This window comes from Malikia granosa (assembly GCF_002980595.1).
GTDB lineage: Bacteria > Pseudomonadota > Gammaproteobacteria > Burkholderiales > Burkholderiaceae_C > Malikia > Malikia granosa.
In genome coordinates, this window is record NZ_PVLQ01000118.1 from 1 (window position 1) to 17,095 (window position 17,095).

Consider the following 17,095-nt stretch of genomic DNA (forward strand, 5'->3'; position numbering starts at 1 on the left):
GGGTTTTTCAACGGCCTGTTACTGAGGGACGCCAAGGCAGTTGTCTACACGCTTCCGCCGGATTTTCCCTTTGATCCCAAGACGGTGGTTGCCTTCCGGGGTACGACGGCTGACGCCGAGGACATACTGACCGACCATGACCAGGCGCTCGGGCTAGAAACCCAACAATACAAGGCCGCACGCGATTTGGGCCAGCAGCTGAAGGACTACCTGCCTGACGCCGAGGTCACCGGCCATTCACTGGGCGGCGGCAAGGCCCAGGCCGCTGGCGTGGCTGGCAGGCTCAAGGGCACCATGTTCAACTCCGCCGGCTTGCATCCCAAATCAGTTCGTTTGACACCCGCCGAGCTGGAACGGCACGCCGGTCGTTTCCAGCAATACCGCGCCGACGGTGCGGACGGCGGTGATCCGCTGACCGGGCTGCAGAATTCGCGCGAGTGGCAACAGCGGGCTTATGGGGGTGTGCAGGGCCTGCAGACGCTGGTGCAGGCCAACCACTGGGCCTTCAAGGAGCTCGGCATCGATGACCCGGTTGGGCTGTTGCCAGACAAGGTACAGCCGGTCGTGCGTGGCTTGGCAGACCGCCTGCTCCATGTCACGCCACAAGAGGCGGCGCGCAACCTGGCCTACAGCGGCGGCAAATGGTATCTGCCGCCCGCGCTCGGCCAGGTGCGCGGCGTAGCGAGCAAGACGGCCGAAGGCCGCGACGTCTCGCTCGAGGAGCAACATGGCATCGGCGGGGTGATCCACGGCCTGGAAACCCGCAAGGCTGGCGACATCAACCGGCTGCTGGCCGGTACCGGACAAGCCGGTCCGGCCAGTGACTACATCGGACCGACACTCAAGACCTGAGGCAACCATGAAACCTGTCCACCAGATGCTGCGCCAACTCGGCCGCCACCTGCTGCCGCTGACAGTCCTGTTGAGCCTTCTGCAACCCGCCACCGGAGCCGCCATGATCACGACCGACAAGGTGTTTGCCGACCCACAGGTCGCTCAACTCGCCAGTGCAGCACAGGATGGCGACCTCGCACGCATCCAGCAACTGATAGAAGCTGGCACGCGCGTGAAGTTCGTCGGGCGCGAAGGCATGACGGTGACGCATTACGCGCTGCGCGCGCGCCGCCATGCGCCGCAGGTGATGGAGCTGCTGCTGAAGGCGGGCGCCGATCCGGTCTCGATGCTATCGAATGAAAAAACTGTGCCGCACTATGCGGTCGCGCGCGACAATGCCGATCCCGAGGTCGTCAAGGTCCTGCTGGCGCACGGGATCGGACCGAACTGGTTTCCTCCCAGCGGCGTGTATCACGATAGGTCGTTGTTGCAAGCAGCCATCATGGGCAGCAATCTGCCGGTGGTCAAACTGCTGATCGAACGCGGTGCCGACATCAACTACGTTCATCCGATCTCGGGCTCGGCGCTGCACTACGCGCTTGATGGCACCGACTTCCACATTCCAGCCTATCTGGTCGAGGCTGGGATAGACCTGAAGCTGCTCGACGGTACGGCGCCGGAAATAACGAATCCGCGTGCGGTACGCCGAACGGCTATCGAAAAGTTCTGCCACTTCGAGGGTGGCGTTCGCAGCCGCGATCCGCTGCCCGAGATCGCTGCCGGCTGGCGTGTCTTCACCGCCGCGCTGGCCAAGCGCGGCGTGAAGATGCCTTGCGGGCTGTAGGGTATCGAGCTCGGCCGGACCTGGGCGGCGCGAGTCGTTCAGACGCCGTGGTCCTTGAGCCAGTCGCGCGTCAGCTTCCAGGCATAGGTCGCTGCGGTCTTGTCGTAGGTGGGGCGGTAGTCGGCATTGAAGCCATGGTTGACGTTCGGGAACACCACGATCTCTGAGCCGCTGCCCGACTTGGCGATCTCGCCGCGCATCCGGGCCACCACCTCGGGCTTGACGAAGGCGTCGATGCCGGAATACAGGCCCAGCACCGGCACCTTGATCTCGGCACCGAAGTCGACCGGATCGAGCGGCTTGATCGGCGACTTCATGCCATCGAGCAGGCCGTAATAGGCCACGGCGGCCTTGAGGCGCGGATTGTGCCGGGCGTAGATCCAGGCCGTGCGGCCACCCCAGCAATAGCCGACCAGGCCCAGACGGCTGGTGTTGGCGTGACCGCTGGCCTGCGCGAAGGCCACCGCGGCGTCGAGGTCGGCGCAGACCTGGGCATCGGGCACCTTGGCCACGACTTCGGACAGGATGGTACCGATGTCGCTCATCGTCGAGACATCGCCCTGGCGCGCGAACAACTCGGGCGCAATCGCGTAATAGCCCAGCTTGGCAAAGCGGCGGCACATGTCCTTGATGTGCTCGTGCACACCAAAGATTTCCTGCACCACCAGGATCACCGGGTGCTTGCCGGGCTTGGCCGGGCGTGCGACGTAGGCCGGGATCTGCCCGTCGGCCACCAGCAGCTTGAGCTCGGCCACGACCAGGCCCTGGCTGTCGGTACTGATCGCTTGCGCGAGCAGCGGCTGCGAAGCCAACGCAAAACCGCTGGCCAGCGAGCCCATCACGAAGCCGCGGCGCGAAAAGCCTGCAGCAGGCTCTGCGGCCGCTGGCGGGTGGCAAAAGTCGATGGCCTGGCGGCCGTAATCCATCAGTTTCATCCAGGGGGCTCCATTCAAGGGGGATACAGGACTCAAGGGGCTGGCCGACGAACATGTCCGAGCGGGCATCGCGTGTCTCAGGCAGGCGGATCGGGACGCTGAACACCGCAACCAGCCCAAGAGCTTGTATCAGATCTGGAACTCCCATGTGCTGCTGGGCAAAAGCCCGGACCTCGGCAGCTACCGGCCAACTCGGGCCGCGACGCCTTGGGCGGGCTTGCACGCCCCAGGCGCCATGGCTACTCGCGCAGCGCCAGGCTGAGGCGGTCGATGACCTCGGACCAGTCGGCATCCTCGGCCAGCAACTGGCGCAGCAGCTCGGCCTGGGTCGGGGTCCAGAACGGCGCCTCCTCGAGCGGAGTGTCGGGGGCCAGCGGCGCCTTCTCGCGCAGGAAGGCAGCGATGCTGAACGGGTCGCTGGGCAGTCCGAGCTGGTCGAACAGTTCGGTGAAACGGTGAAAGAAAGCTTCCATGGACGATCTCCCGAGACTGGGTGGACGGATGAGACAAGCTTGCAACAAATCGCCCGCGCGGGCAAGACCGCTGCCGGCCCTTCGGCCCGACCCGCCATGAAAAAACCCGCGCCAGCGCAGGCTGGAGCGGGTCTTTCCTGCCTGGGGGCCTGCCCTGGCGGGCCGACCTCCCATGCGGCGCATCAGCTCATGTGCAGGCCGCCGTTGACGGCGAAGTCAGCGCCGGTGGAGTAGCCGCCGTCTTCGCTCGCCAGCCAGGCGACGATGGAGGCGATCTCGCTCGGCTTGCCCAGGCGCTTGACCGGCACGGTGGCGACGATCTTCTCCAGGATGTCCTCGCGGATCGCCTTGACCATGTCGGTGCCGATGTAGCCCGGGCTCACGGTGTTGACGGTCACGCCCTTGGTCGCCATTTCCTGCGCCAGGGCCATGGTGAAGCCGTGCATGCCAGCCTTGGCGGCCGAGTAGTTGGTCTGGCCAGCCTGGCCCTTTTGGCCGTTGACCGACGAGATCTGGATGATGCGACCGAAACCGCGCTCAACCATGTCGGGCACGACCTGCTTGGTGACGTTGAACATCGAGGTCAGGTTGGTGCTGATGACAGCATCCCAGTCCTCGCGCGTCATCTTCAGGAAGCCACGGTCCTTGGTGATGCCGGCGTTGTTGACCAGCACGTCGATCGGGCCATGCTCGGCCTTGGCCTTGGTGAAGGCTTCGACGGTGGATTCCCAGCTGCTGACGTCGCCGACCGAGGCGTAGAAGGTGAAGCCCAGCGCGGCTTGCTCGTCGAGCCACTTCTGCGCGTCACGGGTCGGGCCGCAGCCGGCGATGACCTTGAAGCCGTCCTGGTACAGGCGCTGGCAGATAGCCGTTCCGATGCCACCCATGCCACCGGTCACGTAAGCGATTTTTTGCGTCATGTCTCTATCCTCGATTATTGGTTTGAGTTATCTGAAAATCATCCCGGCCGCCGGAACCCCCGGCGGTCAGGAATTGGGGAAAATCCGCGAAAAACGGGATCAGCGTTCGACGGTCAGCGCCACGCCCATGCCGCCACCGATGCACAGCGCGGCCAGGCCCTTCTTGGCGTCGCGGCGCTGCATCTCGTGCAGCAGCGAGACGAGGATGCGGCAGCCGGACGCGCCGATCGGGTGACCCAGAGCGATCGCGCCGCCGTTGACGTTGACCTTGGCCGGGTCGGTGCCCAGCTCCTGGTTGACGGCACAGGCCTGGGCCGCGAAGGCTTCGTTGAGTTCGAACAGGTCGACGTCGCCAACGCTCCAGCCAGCGCGCTCGAGCGCCTTCCTGGATGCCGAGACCGGGCCCATGCCCATGATCGCCGGATCCAGGCCGGTGGTGCCGAAGCTCTTGAGCGTGGCCAGCGGCTTCAGGCCCAGGGCGGCAGCCTTGCTGGCCTTCATGACCATCACGGCGGCAGCGCCGTCGTTGATGCCCGAGGCGTTGCCGGCGGTCACGGTGCCAGCCTTGTCGAAGGCGGGCTTGAGGCCGGCCAGCACTTCGGCATTGGTCTTCTTGTTGATGAACTCGTCGGCGGCGAAGACGATCGGGTCGCCCTTGCGCTGCGGGATCACGACCGGCACGATCTCGTCGACGAACTTGCCGGCTTCCTGGGCGGCGGCAGCCTTTTGCTGGCTGGCCAGGGCCAGGGCATCCTGCATCTCGCGGCTGATGCCGAATTCCTTGGCGACGTTCTCGGCCGTGATGCCCATGTGGTACTTGGCATAGGCGTCGGTCAGGCCGTCGTTGATCATGGTGTCGACCAGCTTCCAGTCGCCCATGCGCTGGCCGTCACGGCTGCCCGGCAGCACATGGCCGGAAGCGCTCATGTTTTCCTGGCCACCGGCGATGACGATCTCGCTGTCGCCCCAGGCGACGGCCTGGGCGGCCAGCATCACGGCCTTCAGGCCCGAGCCGCAGACGGCGTTGATGGTCAGCGCCGGGGTTTCCTTGGCGATGCCAGCCTTCATCATGGCCTGGCGGGCCGGGTTCTGGCCGGCGCCTGCGGCCAGCACCTGGCCCATGATCACTTCGCCGATCTGGTCGGCAGCGACGCCGGTGCGCTCGAGCAGCGCCTTGATCACGGTCGCGCCCAGCTCGGGGGCGGAGACCTTGGCCAGGCTGCCGCCGAACTTGCCGACGGCGGTGCGTGCGGCGGCGACGATGACGATATCTTCCATGTGGAGCTCCTCTTTATTGACTAACGGGATAACGGGGGGAAATGCGGTCAGCAGGCCGGGGCCTCAGGCCTTGGCCTTGACATAGCGGCCAGGGGCCGGCTCGATGGTCTTGTACTTGCGGTTGCCGTAGGACTTGGGCGCGGCGACCAGGGCGCCGGACTGGCTCTTGAGCCACTGCGCCCAGTCGCCCCACCAGCTGCCCTTGTGCTCGGTCGAGGCGGCGATCCAGTCCTCGACGCTGGCCGGGAATTCGGTGTCGGAACCGATCCAGTGGCTGCGCTTGCCCTTGGAGGCGGGGTTGATCACGCCGGCGATATGGCCCGAGGCGCCCATCACGAAGCGCTTGGGGCCGGGCAGGTGCTGGGTCGAGGCATAGGCAGCGCCGATCGGCACGATATGGTCCTCGCGCGAACCGTAGAGGTAGACCGGGATGTCGACCTTGGACAGGTCGACCGGCTGGCCGCAGACCGTGGTCGCACCCGGCTTGATCAGGCGGTTTTCCAGGTAGGTGTTGCGCAGGTACCAGGCGTAGTAGGGGCCAGGCAGGTTGGTGCTGTCGCTGTTCCAGTACAGCAGGTCGAACGGCGGCGGGGTCTCGCCCTTGAGGTAGTTGCCGACCACGTAGTTCCAGACCAGGTCGTTCGGGCGCAGGAAGCTGAAGGTAGTCGCGAGGTCGCGGCCGGGCAGCAGGCCGCCCTGGGCGAACTGCAGCTCGCGCAGCTTGACCATGGCCTCGTCGATGAAGATGTCGAGCACCCCGGTGTCGCTGAAGTCGAGCATCGTGGTCAGGAAGGTCGCGCTGGCGACCGGCTGCTCGCCGCGCGCGGCCAGTACCGCCAGCGCCGTGCCCAGCATGGTGCCGCCGACGCAGAAGCCCAGCGTGTTGATGGTCTCGGCGCCGGTGATCTCGCGCGTGACGGCAATCGCCTTGATGACGGCCTGCTCGATGTAGTCGTCCCAGGTCTGCTTGGCGCAGGACTGGTCGGGGTTGCGCCAGCTCACCACGAAGGTGCGCATGCCCTGCTCGACGCAGTAGCGGATCAGCGAGTTGTCGGGCTGCAGGTCGAGGATGTAGTACTTGTTGATCGAGGGCGGCACGAACAGCATCGGGCGCTCGTGCACCTTGGCCGTCAGCGGCTTGTACTCGAGCAGCTGGAAGAACTCGTTCTCGAACACCACCGCGCCTTCGCTGGTCGCGACGTTGTGGCCGACCTCGAACGCGCTCTCGTCGGTCATCGAGACATGGCCCTGCTGCATGTCCTTGAGCAGGTTCTGGATGCCCTTGGCGATGCTCTCGCCCTTGGTCTCGATCGCCTTTTGCTGCGCCTCGACGTTGAGCGCGAGGAAGTTGCTCGGCGCGCTGGCGTCGATCCACTGCTGGACCGCGAAATTGACGCGGGCCTTGGTCTTGGGATCGGCATCGACCGCCTCGGCCATCGCCATCAGCGTGCGCGCATTGAGCAGGTACATCGCGGCGTTGAAGGCCGCCATCGGATTGCTGCCCCAGGCTTCGCTGGCAAAGCGGCGGTCCTTGGGCAGCTTGATCTCGAGGCCCTGGTTCCAGATATGCGCCAGCTCATGCAGGTAGGACTGCTGGATTTCGGTGAGCTTGGCCTGGTCGAGCTTGACCGGAACATCGGTCTGACCGGCAATCTGGCTGAACAATTCGGAAAGCTTGGAGGCAGTGGGCATTTGCGGCAGACCGTTAAACTGGGGCATGGCCACACCGAACACCGGTGCGACCGCCGCCTGGCTGGACTGCAGCATGCGTGACCATTGCTGCAGGGCAGCTTGCTGGAACTCCTGGGAGGACGACAGCCAGGGATTGCTCGAAATCATATATTTGTCTCCTATAAGCATTAAATTGCTGCTTTGCAGCAATTAGCACTGTGACCTAGGTAAAACCAGGTATGGCTCCTAGCATATCGCATTTGCCAGGGCTCTTTCATTTCGAATTTGAATCATATGTATATCTTGGCTATTGGTTGGGGCTATGTCGCGCTGATGATGGCACTGGCAGAAGCGAGCAACGCGAATGGCTCCATCCTAGGAGGAATCATGACCTTCGTTTGTTACGGCTTGATGCCAGTCGGGTTACTGCTCTATGTCATGGGGCGGCCGGCAAGGCGGCGCCGGCGCGAGCAGCAGGCCGCCTCAGGACAGCCAGATACTGGCGGCCATGCGCCCGGTGCTGCCGAGCCTGGCGGCGTCGCGCCGGTGAGAAAAGAACCTTGAGGACTGGGTCACGGTGCACCAGTCAGGGCTGCCGTCGTTGCCCTCGATGCAGCGGATGCCCAGCCGGGCCAGCCGCAGCCTGGCCAGGCGCGGCAGGTCGGCCAGCCATTTGTCGCCCTGCCCTGGCTGAGCGACCGGCCCGCCGGGAAGGGACAGCGCCGTGAAGGCGCTCGCCGCCTGCGGATCGGAGTCGGTGTAGGCGCGCCTCACCTCGGCGCCGACCTCGAAGGCCTGCGGACCGATGCAGGGTCCGAGCCAGACGCGCAGCCCCGCACGCTGGTCGGGCGTGCGCGCGGCCGGCCATTGCTCGCACAGGGCCTCGAGCACGCCGCGTCCATCCACGCCCAGCAGACCGCGCCAGCCGGCATGCACCGCAGCCACGCTGCTGCCGTCTGCGGCGCTGAGCAGCAGCGGCAGGCAGTCGGCGACCATGACGGTGCAGGCCAGGCCGGGCTGCGAGGTCCAGCAGGCATCGGCCTCCAGGCCGTCGGGGCTGTCGGGCTGGAGCTCGAGCACCTCGACCCCGTGGACCTGGCGCAGGAAGACCGGGCGCGCGCCCAGGCGCTGGCGCAGCAGGGCGCGGTTGCCGGCGACCGCCTGCGGACTGTCGCCGACATGGTCGCCCAGGTTCCAGTCATCGAAGGGCGCGCACGACAGCCCGCCGCTGCGGCTGCTGAAGGCCGCCTGCACGCCGGCGGGCCAGTGACCGTCTGCGGACAGCAGTCCGGCAGCCAGGCCGGCGGCTGGACGGCTGGATACAGCGCTGGCGCACAGGCCACCGGGGATGCCGGCAGCGGCTTGGCAAGGGTGATCAGGACCTGGAGCAGGCCTTGAGGACTGGGAAGATGCGGGCGTGGCGGACATGGCGGCAACTGCAGGGCGGAAGTGGGGGATGAGCTGATTGTGCGAGAATGATTCAGTCATTTTTCTTCGATGCTACGGGTGAACTTCTCGCACACCATTCATTTTTGCCGCCAGTGCGGCGCAGCGGTCGAGCAGCGCGTGCCGGACGACGGCGACACCAAGCTGCGCGCGATCTGTCCTGCCTGCGGCACCATCCATTACCAGAACCCGCTCAACGTGGTCGGTACCGTGCCCTACCTGGGCGAGCGGGTGCTGCTGTGCAAGCGCAACATCGAGCCGCGGCGCGGCTTCTGGACGCTGCCGGCGGGCTTCATGGAACTTGGCGAATCGACTGCCGAGGGCGCTCTGCGCGAGACCCACGAGGAGGCTGGCGCCGAGATCGAGCTCGAGGAGCTGTTCACGCTGCTCAATGTGACCCGGGTCGGCCAGGTGCACATGTACTACCGCGCCCGGCTGCTGAGCGAGCGCTTCGACCCCGGGCACGAGACCATGGAAGCGCGGCTGTTCGAGCAGCACGAGATCCCCTGGGAGGAGATCGCGTTCCGCACCGTCAAGGAGACGCTCGAGCGCTTCTTTGCCGACCAGCAGCGCGGCAGCTTCGGCTTCTACACCGGCGACATCAGCTGAACAGGCGGCGCGCCAGCAGCGAGCCGGCCGCGAGGTCGCGGCTATCGAGCTGGTCGTAGAGCGCCTCGAGTTCGCCGCTGACCTGGTCGAGCACCCGGGCATCCAGCGGTACGCCGCGCTCGTCGGTCAGGCGACCTTCCATCGCGATTTCGAGCGCCTGCGCGGCCTCGAGCAGCCGGGCATAGGGGTTTTCCGAGCGCGCGCTCCTGGAGATGTCGAACAGCAGGTCGAACTCGAGCAAGGCGCTCTGGTCGGGGTCCTCGTCGAGCGCGGCCAGGATCTCGAACTGCAGCACCGCCAGCGGGCCCGAGCTGCTGTCCTGCGCCGGCAGCACCATGCGGCCCGGAATCGCCCCGGGCAGGAAGCCGACCCGCTCGGCCTGCTGCACGATGTAGCCGGGACTCCAGGCGGCGCGCGTGGCACGGATCTTGAATGCGATCTGCGCATCGTGCTCGCTCGCGAACTGGTCGAGCTCGCGCGCGCGCGCCACCTCGGCCATCATGTCGGGGAATTCGACATGGGCCGCGAGCTGGTCGGCCAGCGCCTGGGTCTTGCTGACGAACTCGGAGAACTCGATCTCGTTGAGGGCGCCAGAGCGGTTGGCCAGCTGCACGCCGGCCTGCAGGGCCTGGTACTGGCGACCGGGGCGCGGCAGCTCCCAGCTGGCGCTCTCGGGGTGATAGGCCTCGACCGCGAAGGGCTTGCTGCCGATGCGGCGCGAACGCGGCATGGCCGCCAGCACGGCTTCGCCCGCGACCGGATGGTCGAGCACCAGGCTGACGAGCACGTCGATCAGCGGATCGAGCTGGCTGCGCAGGACCAGCCCGGCCCCGGCCTGACCCTGCGGCACCAGGGTCTCGAAATCGTCCATCGAGGGCTCGATCCGGCCGCCCTGGGACAGCGGGTCGTCGAGCGGTGCGCCGCCGAGGGCCGGCTCCGGCTCCGCCCCGACCTGGGAACGGCGCGGCAGGTTGCGCTGCGTGGACCAGCGGTTGTAGAGCAGCACGGCCAGCACGACCGCCCCGCCCATGGCCGCCAGGCCGATTTGTAGATTCGTCATGTTCAAGCAGTTTCCATCAGGGTGGCGGCGGTTTCCATGTCGACCGCCACGATGCGCGAGACACCTTGCTCCTGCATCGTCACGCCTATCAGTTGTCGGGCCATCTCCATCGCGATCTTGTTGTGGCTGATGAAGAGGAATTGGGTTTCGCTGCTCATGCGTGCGACCAGCTTGGCGTAGCGCTCGGTGTTGGCGTCGTCCAGCGGCGCGTCGACCTCGTCGAGCAGGCAGAACGGCGCCGGGTTGAGCTGGAAGATCGCGAACACCAGCGCGATCGCGGTCAGCGCCTTCTCGCCGCCCGAGAGCAGGTGGATGGTCTGGTTCTTCTTGCCCGGCGGCTGGGCCATGACCTGCACGCCGGCGTCGAGGATCTCGTCGCCGGTCATGATGAGACGGGCCTGGCCGCCGCCGAACAGGTCGGGGAACATGCGGCTGAAATGGCCGTTGACGGTCTCGAAGGTGCTGCCGAGCAGCTCGCGCGTCTCGCCGTCGATCTTGCGGATCGCGTCCTCGAGCGTCTGCATCGCCTCGTTGAGGTCGGCCGACTGCGAGTCGAGGAAGCTCTTGCGCTCGCGCGCGCTGCTGAGCTCGTCGAGCGCGGCCAGGTTGACCGCGCCGAGCGCGCTGATCTCGCGCTGGCCGCGGTCGATCTCGGCCTGCAGGCCATGCAGCTTGATGCCTTCGGCCTCGATGCCGGCAGCCAGCGCCTCGAGGTCGGCTCCGGCCTCGGACAGGGACTGGCTGAACTGCTCGAGGCCGAGCTGGGCCGCCTGCTCCTTGAGCTGGAATTCGGTGATGCGCGCACGCAGCGGGTCGAGCGCGCGCTCGTGCTGCTGGCGCTGCTCGTCGCTGGCGCGCAGGCGGGCGGTGAGTTCGTCGTACTGGCTGCGCCGGGCCGCCAGCGCCTGCTCGCGCTCCAACCGGCGCTCGATCGCGTCCTGCAACCCGCCCTGCGCGGCGGCATCGGACAGGCGAGCCAGCTCGTCGCGGGCGCGCTGCAGCTCGTCGGCCAGCGCGCGGCTTTGCTGCTCCGCGGTCTCGACCGCGCGCTGCAGCTCGGAGCGGCGCGCCTGCAGGCTGCGCTCGGAGAACTGGGCTTCCTGCGCCTGGCGCTCGAGCGCGCGCAACTGCTCGCGCGCCTGCGCCAGGCGCCGTTCGGCATCGATCGCGCCGTCCTCGAGCTGCAGGTGGCGCTGCTGGCTGTCGGCCAGCTGCAGGTCGAGCTCCTCGAAGCGGGCCTCGGCCTCCAGGCTGCGCTCCTGCAGCGCCTCGAGCTGGGCGTCGAGCTCGGCCAGGTCGTCGGCGATCTGCTCGCGCCGCGCGCGGGCCTGGTCGGCCTGCTGGGCCAGGCGCAGCACCTCGACCTCCTGCTCGTGGGCGCGCGCCTGCGCCTCCTGCGCGTCGCGCCGGCACTGGCCCAGGCGCTGGCTGGCATCGGCATAGGCGGCTTCGGCGCGGGTCAGCGCCAGGCGCGACTGCTCGAGCAGCAGGGTCTGGGCGCGCCACTGCTTGTCGAGGTTCTCGATCTCCTGTGCCCGCGCGAGCAGGCCGGCCTGCTCGCTGTCGGGGGCGTAGAAGGCCAGATGGTGGGCGCCGACGCTGTGGCCGGCCTGGGTCCAGATGGCCTGCCCCGGCGCGAGCTGGTCGCGCGCCGCCAGCGCCAGATCGAGCGCCTCGGCGCTCCAGCAGCCCGCCAGCCACTCGGACAGCAGGGCCTGCAGGCCGGCATCGTGCAGGCGCAGCCGGTTGGCCAAGGGTGTCAGCTTGCCCGAGTCAGTCAATTGCGTAAGTGACATGTTATCGGGCAAACTGAAGAAGGCCAGCTTGGCCGGTGGCGCGTCGGCGGCAAAGGCCTGCAGGCTGTCGAGCCGCGAGACCTCGAGCGCGCCCATGCGCTCGCGCAGCGCTGATTCGACGGCGACCTCCCAGCCTGGCTCGACCTGCAGCCGGCTCCAGAGGCCCTGCAGGCCGTCGAGTCCATGCCGGGCCAGCCAGGGACTGAGCTTGCCGTCGGTCTTGAGCTTGTCCTGCAGGGCACGCAGCGCCTCGAGCCGGGCCGACAGGTCGGTCTCCCACTTGCCCTCGCGGTTGACATCGGCCTGGGCCTCGCGCCTGGCCTGCTCGAGCCGGGGCTGCAGTTCCTGCAGTTCGTCGAGCCGGGCCGCGGCCAGGTCGCGCTGCTCCTGGCTGGCCTCGAGCTGCTCGCGCAGCCGCTCGAGCCGGCTCTCGTCGGGAATGGCCAGTGCCTGCTGGTCGCCAGCCAGCCGATCGCGGCGCTGCTGCAGCTGGCGCTTCTGGTCGGCAATGCCGCGCTGCTCGGCCGCCAGCACCTGGATCGCCTGCTGCACCTGGGTCACCGAGGCGCGCTGCTGCTGGGCCTGGCCCTGGGCGCGGCGCAGGCTGTCCTCGAGCGCGGGGAGCAACTCGGCCTGTTCCTCGCATTGCGCAGCCAGGATCTCGGCCTGCTCGGCGGCCGATTCGTTCTGTTCCGCCAGCTGCTCGAGCTCCTCGCCGGCCTCCTGCTGGCGCTGCTGCCACTGCGCGATCTGCTCCTTGAGCTGGTCCAGGCGTTGCAGCACGCGAGTGCGGCCCTCGACCACATAGCGGATCTCGGCCTCCAGCCGCGCGACCTCGGTGCCCGCCTCGTAGAGGCCGGCCTGGGCCTGGTTGACCAGGTCGCCCGCGTCGTAATGGGCCTGGCGGATCGCCTCCAGCTCGGCCTCGGTGCGGCGCAGCTCGGCCATGCGGCCCTCGAGCTCGTTGAGCGCCTGCAGGCCCTCTTGGCGCACCCGCGCGAGCTCAAGCTCGGCATCGCGCCGCTTGAGCCACCAGAGCTGCTGCTGGCGCAGCGTGACCTGGGACTGGAGCTGGTGGTAGCGGGTCGCGACCTCGGCCTGCTTCTCGAGCTTGTCGAGGTTGGCATTGAGCTCGCGCAAGATGTCCTCGACGCGCAGCAGGTTCTCGCGCGTGTCGTTGAGTCGGTTCGAGGTCTCGCGCCGGCGCTCCTTGTACTTGGAGACGCCCGCGGCCTCCTCGAGGAACAGGCGCAACTCCTCGGGCCGGCTCTCGATGATGCGGCTGATCGTGCCCTGGCCGATGATGGCGTAGGCGCGCGGACCCAGGCCGGTGCCGAGGAAGACGTCCTGCACGTCGCGGCGTCGCACCGCCTGGTTGTTGATGTAGTAGCTGCTGTTGCCGTCGCGCGTCAGTACCCGCTTGACCGCGATCTCGGCGTATTGCGCCCACTGGCCGCCCGCGCGGTGATCGGCGTTGTCGAAGACAAGCTCGACGCTGGCGCGACTGGCCGGCTTGCGCTGCGTCGTGCCGTTGAAGATCACGTCCTGCATCGACTCGCCGCGCAGCTCGCTGGCCTTGGACTCGCCCAGCACCCAGCGCACGGCATCCATGATGTTGGACTTGCCGCAGCCGTTGGGCCCCACCACGCCGACCAGCTGACCAGGCAGGCTGAAAATGGTCGGTTCGGCAAATGACTTGAAGCCAGAGAGCTTGATGGTATGGAGGCGCACGGAGACCAGGCTGGGGAAAACCCCGGATTATCCCGCATGGGATGTGGCAGTGCAGCAGAAACCCCAGCAGGCGACCCGCCCGCGCGCCCTGTCACGACAGATTCCGAATGTCAAAGCAAGCACGGGGCCCGGCGAGCGGATCGACCGGGAAGCGACCCGCAGGAGAGTTGGAACGGGTATTTGCTGCACGCCATGCGCCGCAACAGGCACAAAGGACCTACGATCAAGGTCTGCGTCCAGGCGCCCGCACCGGAGGAAACCCGTCATGAGCTCAGCGGCCACTGCCAGCCCCCGCCCCTACCAGGGCAATGACAGGCTCTTGCTCGGGCTCATCCTGGGAGTGCTGACCTTCTGGCTGTTCGCGCAAACGACCTTGAACGTGGCGCCTGGCATGCAGCAGGAACTCGGTCTCGACGCCAGCATGATGAATATTGCGGTGGCGATCACGGCCCTGTTCTCGGGCCTGTTCGTGGTGGTGGTCGGTGGCCTGGCCGACCGGATCGGCCGCGTCAAGGTGATGCGGATCGGCCTGTGGCTAAGCATGGCCGGCTCGCTGCTGATCGGCCTGACGCCGGCGGGCGAGCTGGCCACGGGAGTCCTGCTTGGCGGGCGGGCGCTGCAGGGGCTGTCGGCGGCCTGCATCATGCCGTCGAGCCTGGCGCTGGTGAAGAGCTACTGGGAAGGTGCCGCGCGCCAGCGCGCGATCAGCCTGTGGTCGATCGGCTCCTGGGGCGGCTCCGGCCTGTGCTCGCTGTTCGGCGGCCTGGTGGCGCAGAACTTCGGCTGGCGCTACATCTTCTTCGCCTCGATCGCGGTCGCCGTCGTCAGCCTGCTGCTGATCCGGGGTACCCCGGAAAGCAAGGCCCAAGCCCAAGGCAACTACCGCTTCGACCTGGAGGGCGTGCTCACCTTCATGGTCGCCATGGTCGCGCTGCAGGTCTGTGTCAGCCAGGGCAACAAGCTCGGCTGGAGCAGCCCCTTGATCCTCGGGCTGGCGGGCATCAGCCTGGTCTTTGGCGTGCTGTTCTGGCGGATCGAGTCGCGTGCCACGCACGGCTTCGTCGACTTCAGGCTGTTCCGGAACCCGACCTATGCCGGCGCCACCCTGTCGAACTTCCTGCTCAACAGCGTCGCTGGCACCCTGCTGGTCTCGTTGCAACTGGTCCAGCGCGGCGGCGGCCTGAGCGCCCAGCAGGCCGGCGCCCTGACCATAGGCTATGCCGTCGCGATCATCGCCTTCATCCGCGTCGGCGAGAAGCTGCTGCAGCGCTTCGGCGCGCGCAAGCCGATGATCTGGGGCTGCCTGGTCGTCGGCCTGGCCATTGCCCTGCTCTCGCCGGCCAACCTGCTGCTGGCCGACTACCAGCGACTGGCGCTGCTGGGCTACACCCTGTTCGGCATCGGCCTGGCCTTCTATGCCACGCCCTCGACCGATGCCGCCTTGTCGGCCCTGCCAGCGGCCCAGGCCGGCTCGGGCGCCGGCATCTACAAGATGGCCTCCTCGCTCGGTGCGGCCTTCGGCATCGCGGTCTCGGCGGCCATCTTCACGGCGCTGAGCGCCAATCCGGACAGCATCGCCTGGATGGAGGGCGTGATCACCTTCTCGGGCCGGCAGGACAACCTCGCGCTGCGCGAGGCCGCGATCGCCGCGCTGATGTTCAATCTCCTGATGGTGCTGGTCGCGATCCTGTCGATCATGCTGACCATTCCCAAGGGCCCCAAGGGCGGCCCGAAACAGGCTTGAGCAGGCCTAGAATGACTTGAGCGTGTACTGATGAAACTCAGCCACGCCGCTCCGCACGCCAACCCATCCAGTGAAAGACCGCAATGAATAACGATGGATTCAAAATCTGGCCGGCCCTGGTGGCGATCGGCCTGGCGCTCATCATCTGGTTCGTCATACCGGTGCCCGAGGGTGTCAAGCCGGCGGCCTGGCATCTGCTGGCCCTGTTCGTCGGCACCATCGCCGCCATCATCGGCAAGGTGATGCCTATCGGTGCCCTGGCGATGATCGCGATCGCGCTGGTCGCCCTGCTCGGCGTCACCAGCGACAAGCCGGCCACGGCAATCGCCGACGCGCTGAGCGGTTTCTCGAATTCGCTGATCTGGCTGATCGGCATCTCGATCATGATCTCGCGCGGCCTGATCAAGACCGGCCTGGGGGCGCGCATCGGCTACTGGTTCATCGCGCTGTTCGGCCGCAAGACGATAGGCATAGGCTATGCCTTGAGCCTGTCTGAGCTGGTGCTGGCACCAGTCACGCCGAGCAATACCGCGCGTTGCGGCGGCATCATGCACCCGATCATGAAGTCGATCGCCATCAGCTTCGACTCCACCCCGGAGCAGAAGACCGAAGGCAGGATCGGCCGCTACCTGGCGCTGGTCAACTACCACTCGAACCCGATCACCTCGGCGATGTTCATCACCGCGACGGCACCCAACCCGCTGGTCGTCAAGCTGGTCGCCGAGGCGACCGGCGCGCAGATCCAACTGTCCTGGGGCACCTGGGCGCTGGCGATGCTGCTGCCGGGACTGGTCGCGATCCTGCTGATGCCGCTGGTGCTGGCCAAGCTCTATCCGCCCGAAATCACCGACACCCATGCCGCGCACGACTTCGCCCAAGGCAAGCTGGCCGAGCTGGGACCGATCAAGAAGAGCGAGAAGATCCTGCTCGGTGTGTTCGGCTGGCTGCTGCTCCTCTGGGCCGGGGTGCCGGAATTCGCGCTCGGCAAGACCTTCGCCGTCGATCCGACCGCAGCTGCCGTGAGCGGCCTGGCGCTGCTGCTGGTCACGGGCGTGCTGTCCTGGGACGAGGTACTGGCCGAGAAAGGCGCCTGGGACACCATCGTCTGGTTCGCCGCACTCGTCATGATGGCAACATTCCTGAACAAGCTCGGCATCGTGGCCTGGCTGTCGACCAGCCTGGAAGTCGGCATCAAGGGCCTGGGCCTGAGCTGGATCTGGGCCAGCCTGCTGCTGTTGCTGGCCTATCTGTATGCCCACTACCTGTTCGCCAGCACCACGGCGCACATCACCGCCATGTTCGGCGCCTTCTACGCCGCCGGCATCGCGCTGGGCGCGCCGCCGATGGTGTTCGCCCTGATCATGGCCGCAGCCTCGAGCATCATGATGACGCTGACCCACTACGCCACCGGCACCTCGCCGATCATCTTCAACTCGGGCTACACGACCCTGGGCCAATGGTGGATGGCAGGCCTGATCATGAGCCTGGTCAACCTCGCCGTGTGGCTCCTGGTCGGCGGACTGTGGTGGTCTTTCCTCGGCTATTGGTGATGGGGCGACGCCAGCACCTGGTACGCGACAAGCTGCCCGAACAGGTCAGATCACACCGGCATATCCACCCTGGACAGCGCCTGAAGGGCTTGAGGTTGCCGCTTATGCCGTTAGCGACGGTTTCTGCTGTGGCTAGGGCGTGTCATCAATCGACAAGGTTGAACTTGAAGCCTGCGGGCGAGAGCCCAGATGAAAGGGGAGGAC

Annotated in this window: 13 protein-coding genes; 5 read left to right on the plus strand and 8 right to left on the minus strand. The window is 66.9% G+C overall.

Translation table 11 applies throughout. The annotated features are described in order from the left end of the window. On the plus strand, positions 1-852 hold an 852-nt coding region (locus C6P64_RS17175; protein ID WP_483869228.1), incomplete at its 5' end, for a Tle-like phospholipase domain-containing protein. Between the two features lie 7 nt (positions 853-859). Next, positions 860-1,678, plus strand: coding sequence for an ankyrin repeat domain-containing protein (locus tag C6P64_RS17180; protein WP_105749753.1), 819 nt, complete (start codon positions 860-862; stop codon positions 1,676-1,678). A 38-nt stretch (positions 1,679-1,716) separates the two neighbouring features. Here C6P64_RS17180 and C6P64_RS17185 read toward each other — a convergent pair whose 3' ends face one another. The 6 genes from C6P64_RS17185 to pgeF form a co-directional block, all read right to left on the minus strand. Continuing rightward, positions 1,717-2,613, minus strand: coding sequence for a dienelactone hydrolase family protein (locus C6P64_RS17185; RefSeq protein WP_105749754.1), 897 nt, complete (start codon positions 2,611-2,613; stop codon positions 1,717-1,719). A gap of 239 nt (positions 2,614-2,852) precedes the next feature. Continuing rightward, entirely contained in the window at positions 2,853-3,086 is a 234-nt protein-coding gene (locus tag C6P64_RS17190; RefSeq protein WP_105749755.1) for a DUF2789 family protein, read from the minus strand. 182 nt (positions 3,087-3,268) lie between these two features. Next, entirely contained in the window at positions 3,269-4,006 is a 738-nt protein-coding gene (gene phbB, locus C6P64_RS17195) for an acetoacetyl-CoA reductase (protein ID WP_105749756.1), read from the minus strand. Positions 4,007-4,105: 99 nt separating this feature from the next. Beyond that, complete coding sequence (locus tag C6P64_RS17200) at positions 4,106-5,284, minus strand: acetyl-CoA C-acetyltransferase (RefSeq protein WP_105749757.1); 1,179 nt, start codon at positions 5,282-5,284, stop codon at positions 4,106-4,108. A 63-nt stretch (positions 5,285-5,347) separates the two neighbouring features. Then, positions 5,348-7,123 (minus strand): PHA/PHB synthase family protein, encoded by a 1,776-nt coding sequence (locus tag C6P64_RS17205; RefSeq protein ID WP_105749758.1) that lies wholly within the window; start codon positions 7,121-7,123, stop codon positions 5,348-5,350. Positions 7,124-7,438: 315 nt separating this feature from the next. Continuing rightward, a complete protein-coding gene (pgeF, locus tag C6P64_RS17215) occupies positions 7,439-8,383 on the minus strand; it encodes a peptidoglycan editing factor PgeF (protein WP_105749760.1) in 945 nt (314 codons plus the stop codon). 69 nt (positions 8,384-8,452) lie between these two features. On the opposite strand from pgeF, the gene C6P64_RS17220 reads away from it, so the two are divergent. Beyond that, positions 8,453-9,010: an NUDIX hydrolase gene (locus C6P64_RS17220; protein ID WP_105749761.1), complete on the plus strand. Its 558-nt coding sequence runs from the start codon at positions 8,453-8,455 to the stop codon at positions 9,008-9,010. Here C6P64_RS17220 and C6P64_RS17225 read toward each other — a convergent pair. Both C6P64_RS17225 and smc read right to left on the minus strand, forming a co-directional pair. Beyond that, complete coding sequence (locus tag C6P64_RS17225) at positions 9,003-10,070, minus strand: cell division protein FtsZ (RefSeq protein WP_105749762.1); 1,068 nt, start codon at positions 10,068-10,070, stop codon at positions 9,003-9,005. The two genes, C6P64_RS17220 and C6P64_RS17225, sit on opposite strands and share 8 nt — an antisense overlap. 2 nt (positions 10,071-10,072) lie before the next feature. Then, entirely contained in the window at positions 10,073-13,597 is a 3,525-nt protein-coding gene (smc, locus tag C6P64_RS17230; RefSeq protein ID WP_105749763.1) for a chromosome segregation protein SMC, read from the minus strand. A gap of 265 nt (positions 13,598-13,862) precedes the next feature. Between smc and C6P64_RS17235 the strand changes: the two genes are divergently transcribed. Then, entirely contained in the window at positions 13,863-15,341 is a 1,479-nt protein-coding gene (locus C6P64_RS17235; RefSeq protein WP_105749764.1) for an MFS transporter, read from the plus strand. 83 nt (positions 15,342-15,424) lie between these two features. After that, positions 15,425-16,891 (plus strand): DASS family sodium-coupled anion symporter, encoded by a 1,467-nt coding sequence (locus C6P64_RS17240; protein WP_105749765.1) that lies wholly within the window; start codon positions 15,425-15,427, stop codon positions 16,889-16,891. Positions 16,892-17,095: the final 204 nt, after the last annotated feature.

Excerpts from the sequence above, each read along its gene's own strand:
- C6P64_RS17180 (WP_105749753.1), top strand. The coding sequence starts at position 860 with ATGAAACCTGTCCACCAGATGCTGCGCCAACTCGGCCGCCACCTGCTG.
- C6P64_RS17185 (WP_105749754.1), bottom strand. The coding sequence starts at position 2,613 with ATGAAACTGATGGATTACGGCCGCCAGGCCATCGACTTTTGCCACCCG.
- C6P64_RS17190 (WP_105749755.1), bottom strand. The coding sequence starts at position 3,086 with ATGGAAGCTTTCTTTCACCGTTTCACCGAACTGTTCGACCAGCTCGGA.
- phbB (WP_105749756.1), bottom strand. The coding sequence starts at position 4,006 with ATGACGCAAAAAATCGCTTACGTGACCGGTGGCATGGGTGGCATCGGA.
- C6P64_RS17200 (WP_105749757.1), bottom strand. The coding sequence starts at position 5,284 with ATGGAAGATATCGTCATCGTCGCCGCCGCACGCACCGCCGTCGGCAAG.
- C6P64_RS17205 (WP_105749758.1), bottom strand. The coding sequence starts at position 7,123 with ATGATTTCGAGCAATCCCTGGCTGTCGTCCTCCCAGGAGTTCCAGCAA.
- pgeF (WP_105749760.1), bottom strand. The coding sequence starts at position 8,383 with ATGTCCGCCACGCCCGCATCTTCCCAGTCCTCAAGGCCTGCTCCAGGT.
- C6P64_RS17220 (WP_105749761.1), top strand. The coding sequence starts at position 8,453 with ATGCTACGGGTGAACTTCTCGCACACCATTCATTTTTGCCGCCAGTGC.
- C6P64_RS17225 (WP_105749762.1), bottom strand. The coding sequence starts at position 10,070 with ATGACGAATCTACAAATCGGCCTGGCGGCCATGGGCGGGGCGGTCGTG.
- C6P64_RS17235 (WP_105749764.1), top strand. The coding sequence starts at position 13,863 with ATGAGCTCAGCGGCCACTGCCAGCCCCCGCCCCTACCAGGGCAATGAC.
- C6P64_RS17240 (WP_105749765.1), top strand. The coding sequence starts at position 15,425 with ATGAATAACGATGGATTCAAAATCTGGCCGGCCCTGGTGGCGATCGGC.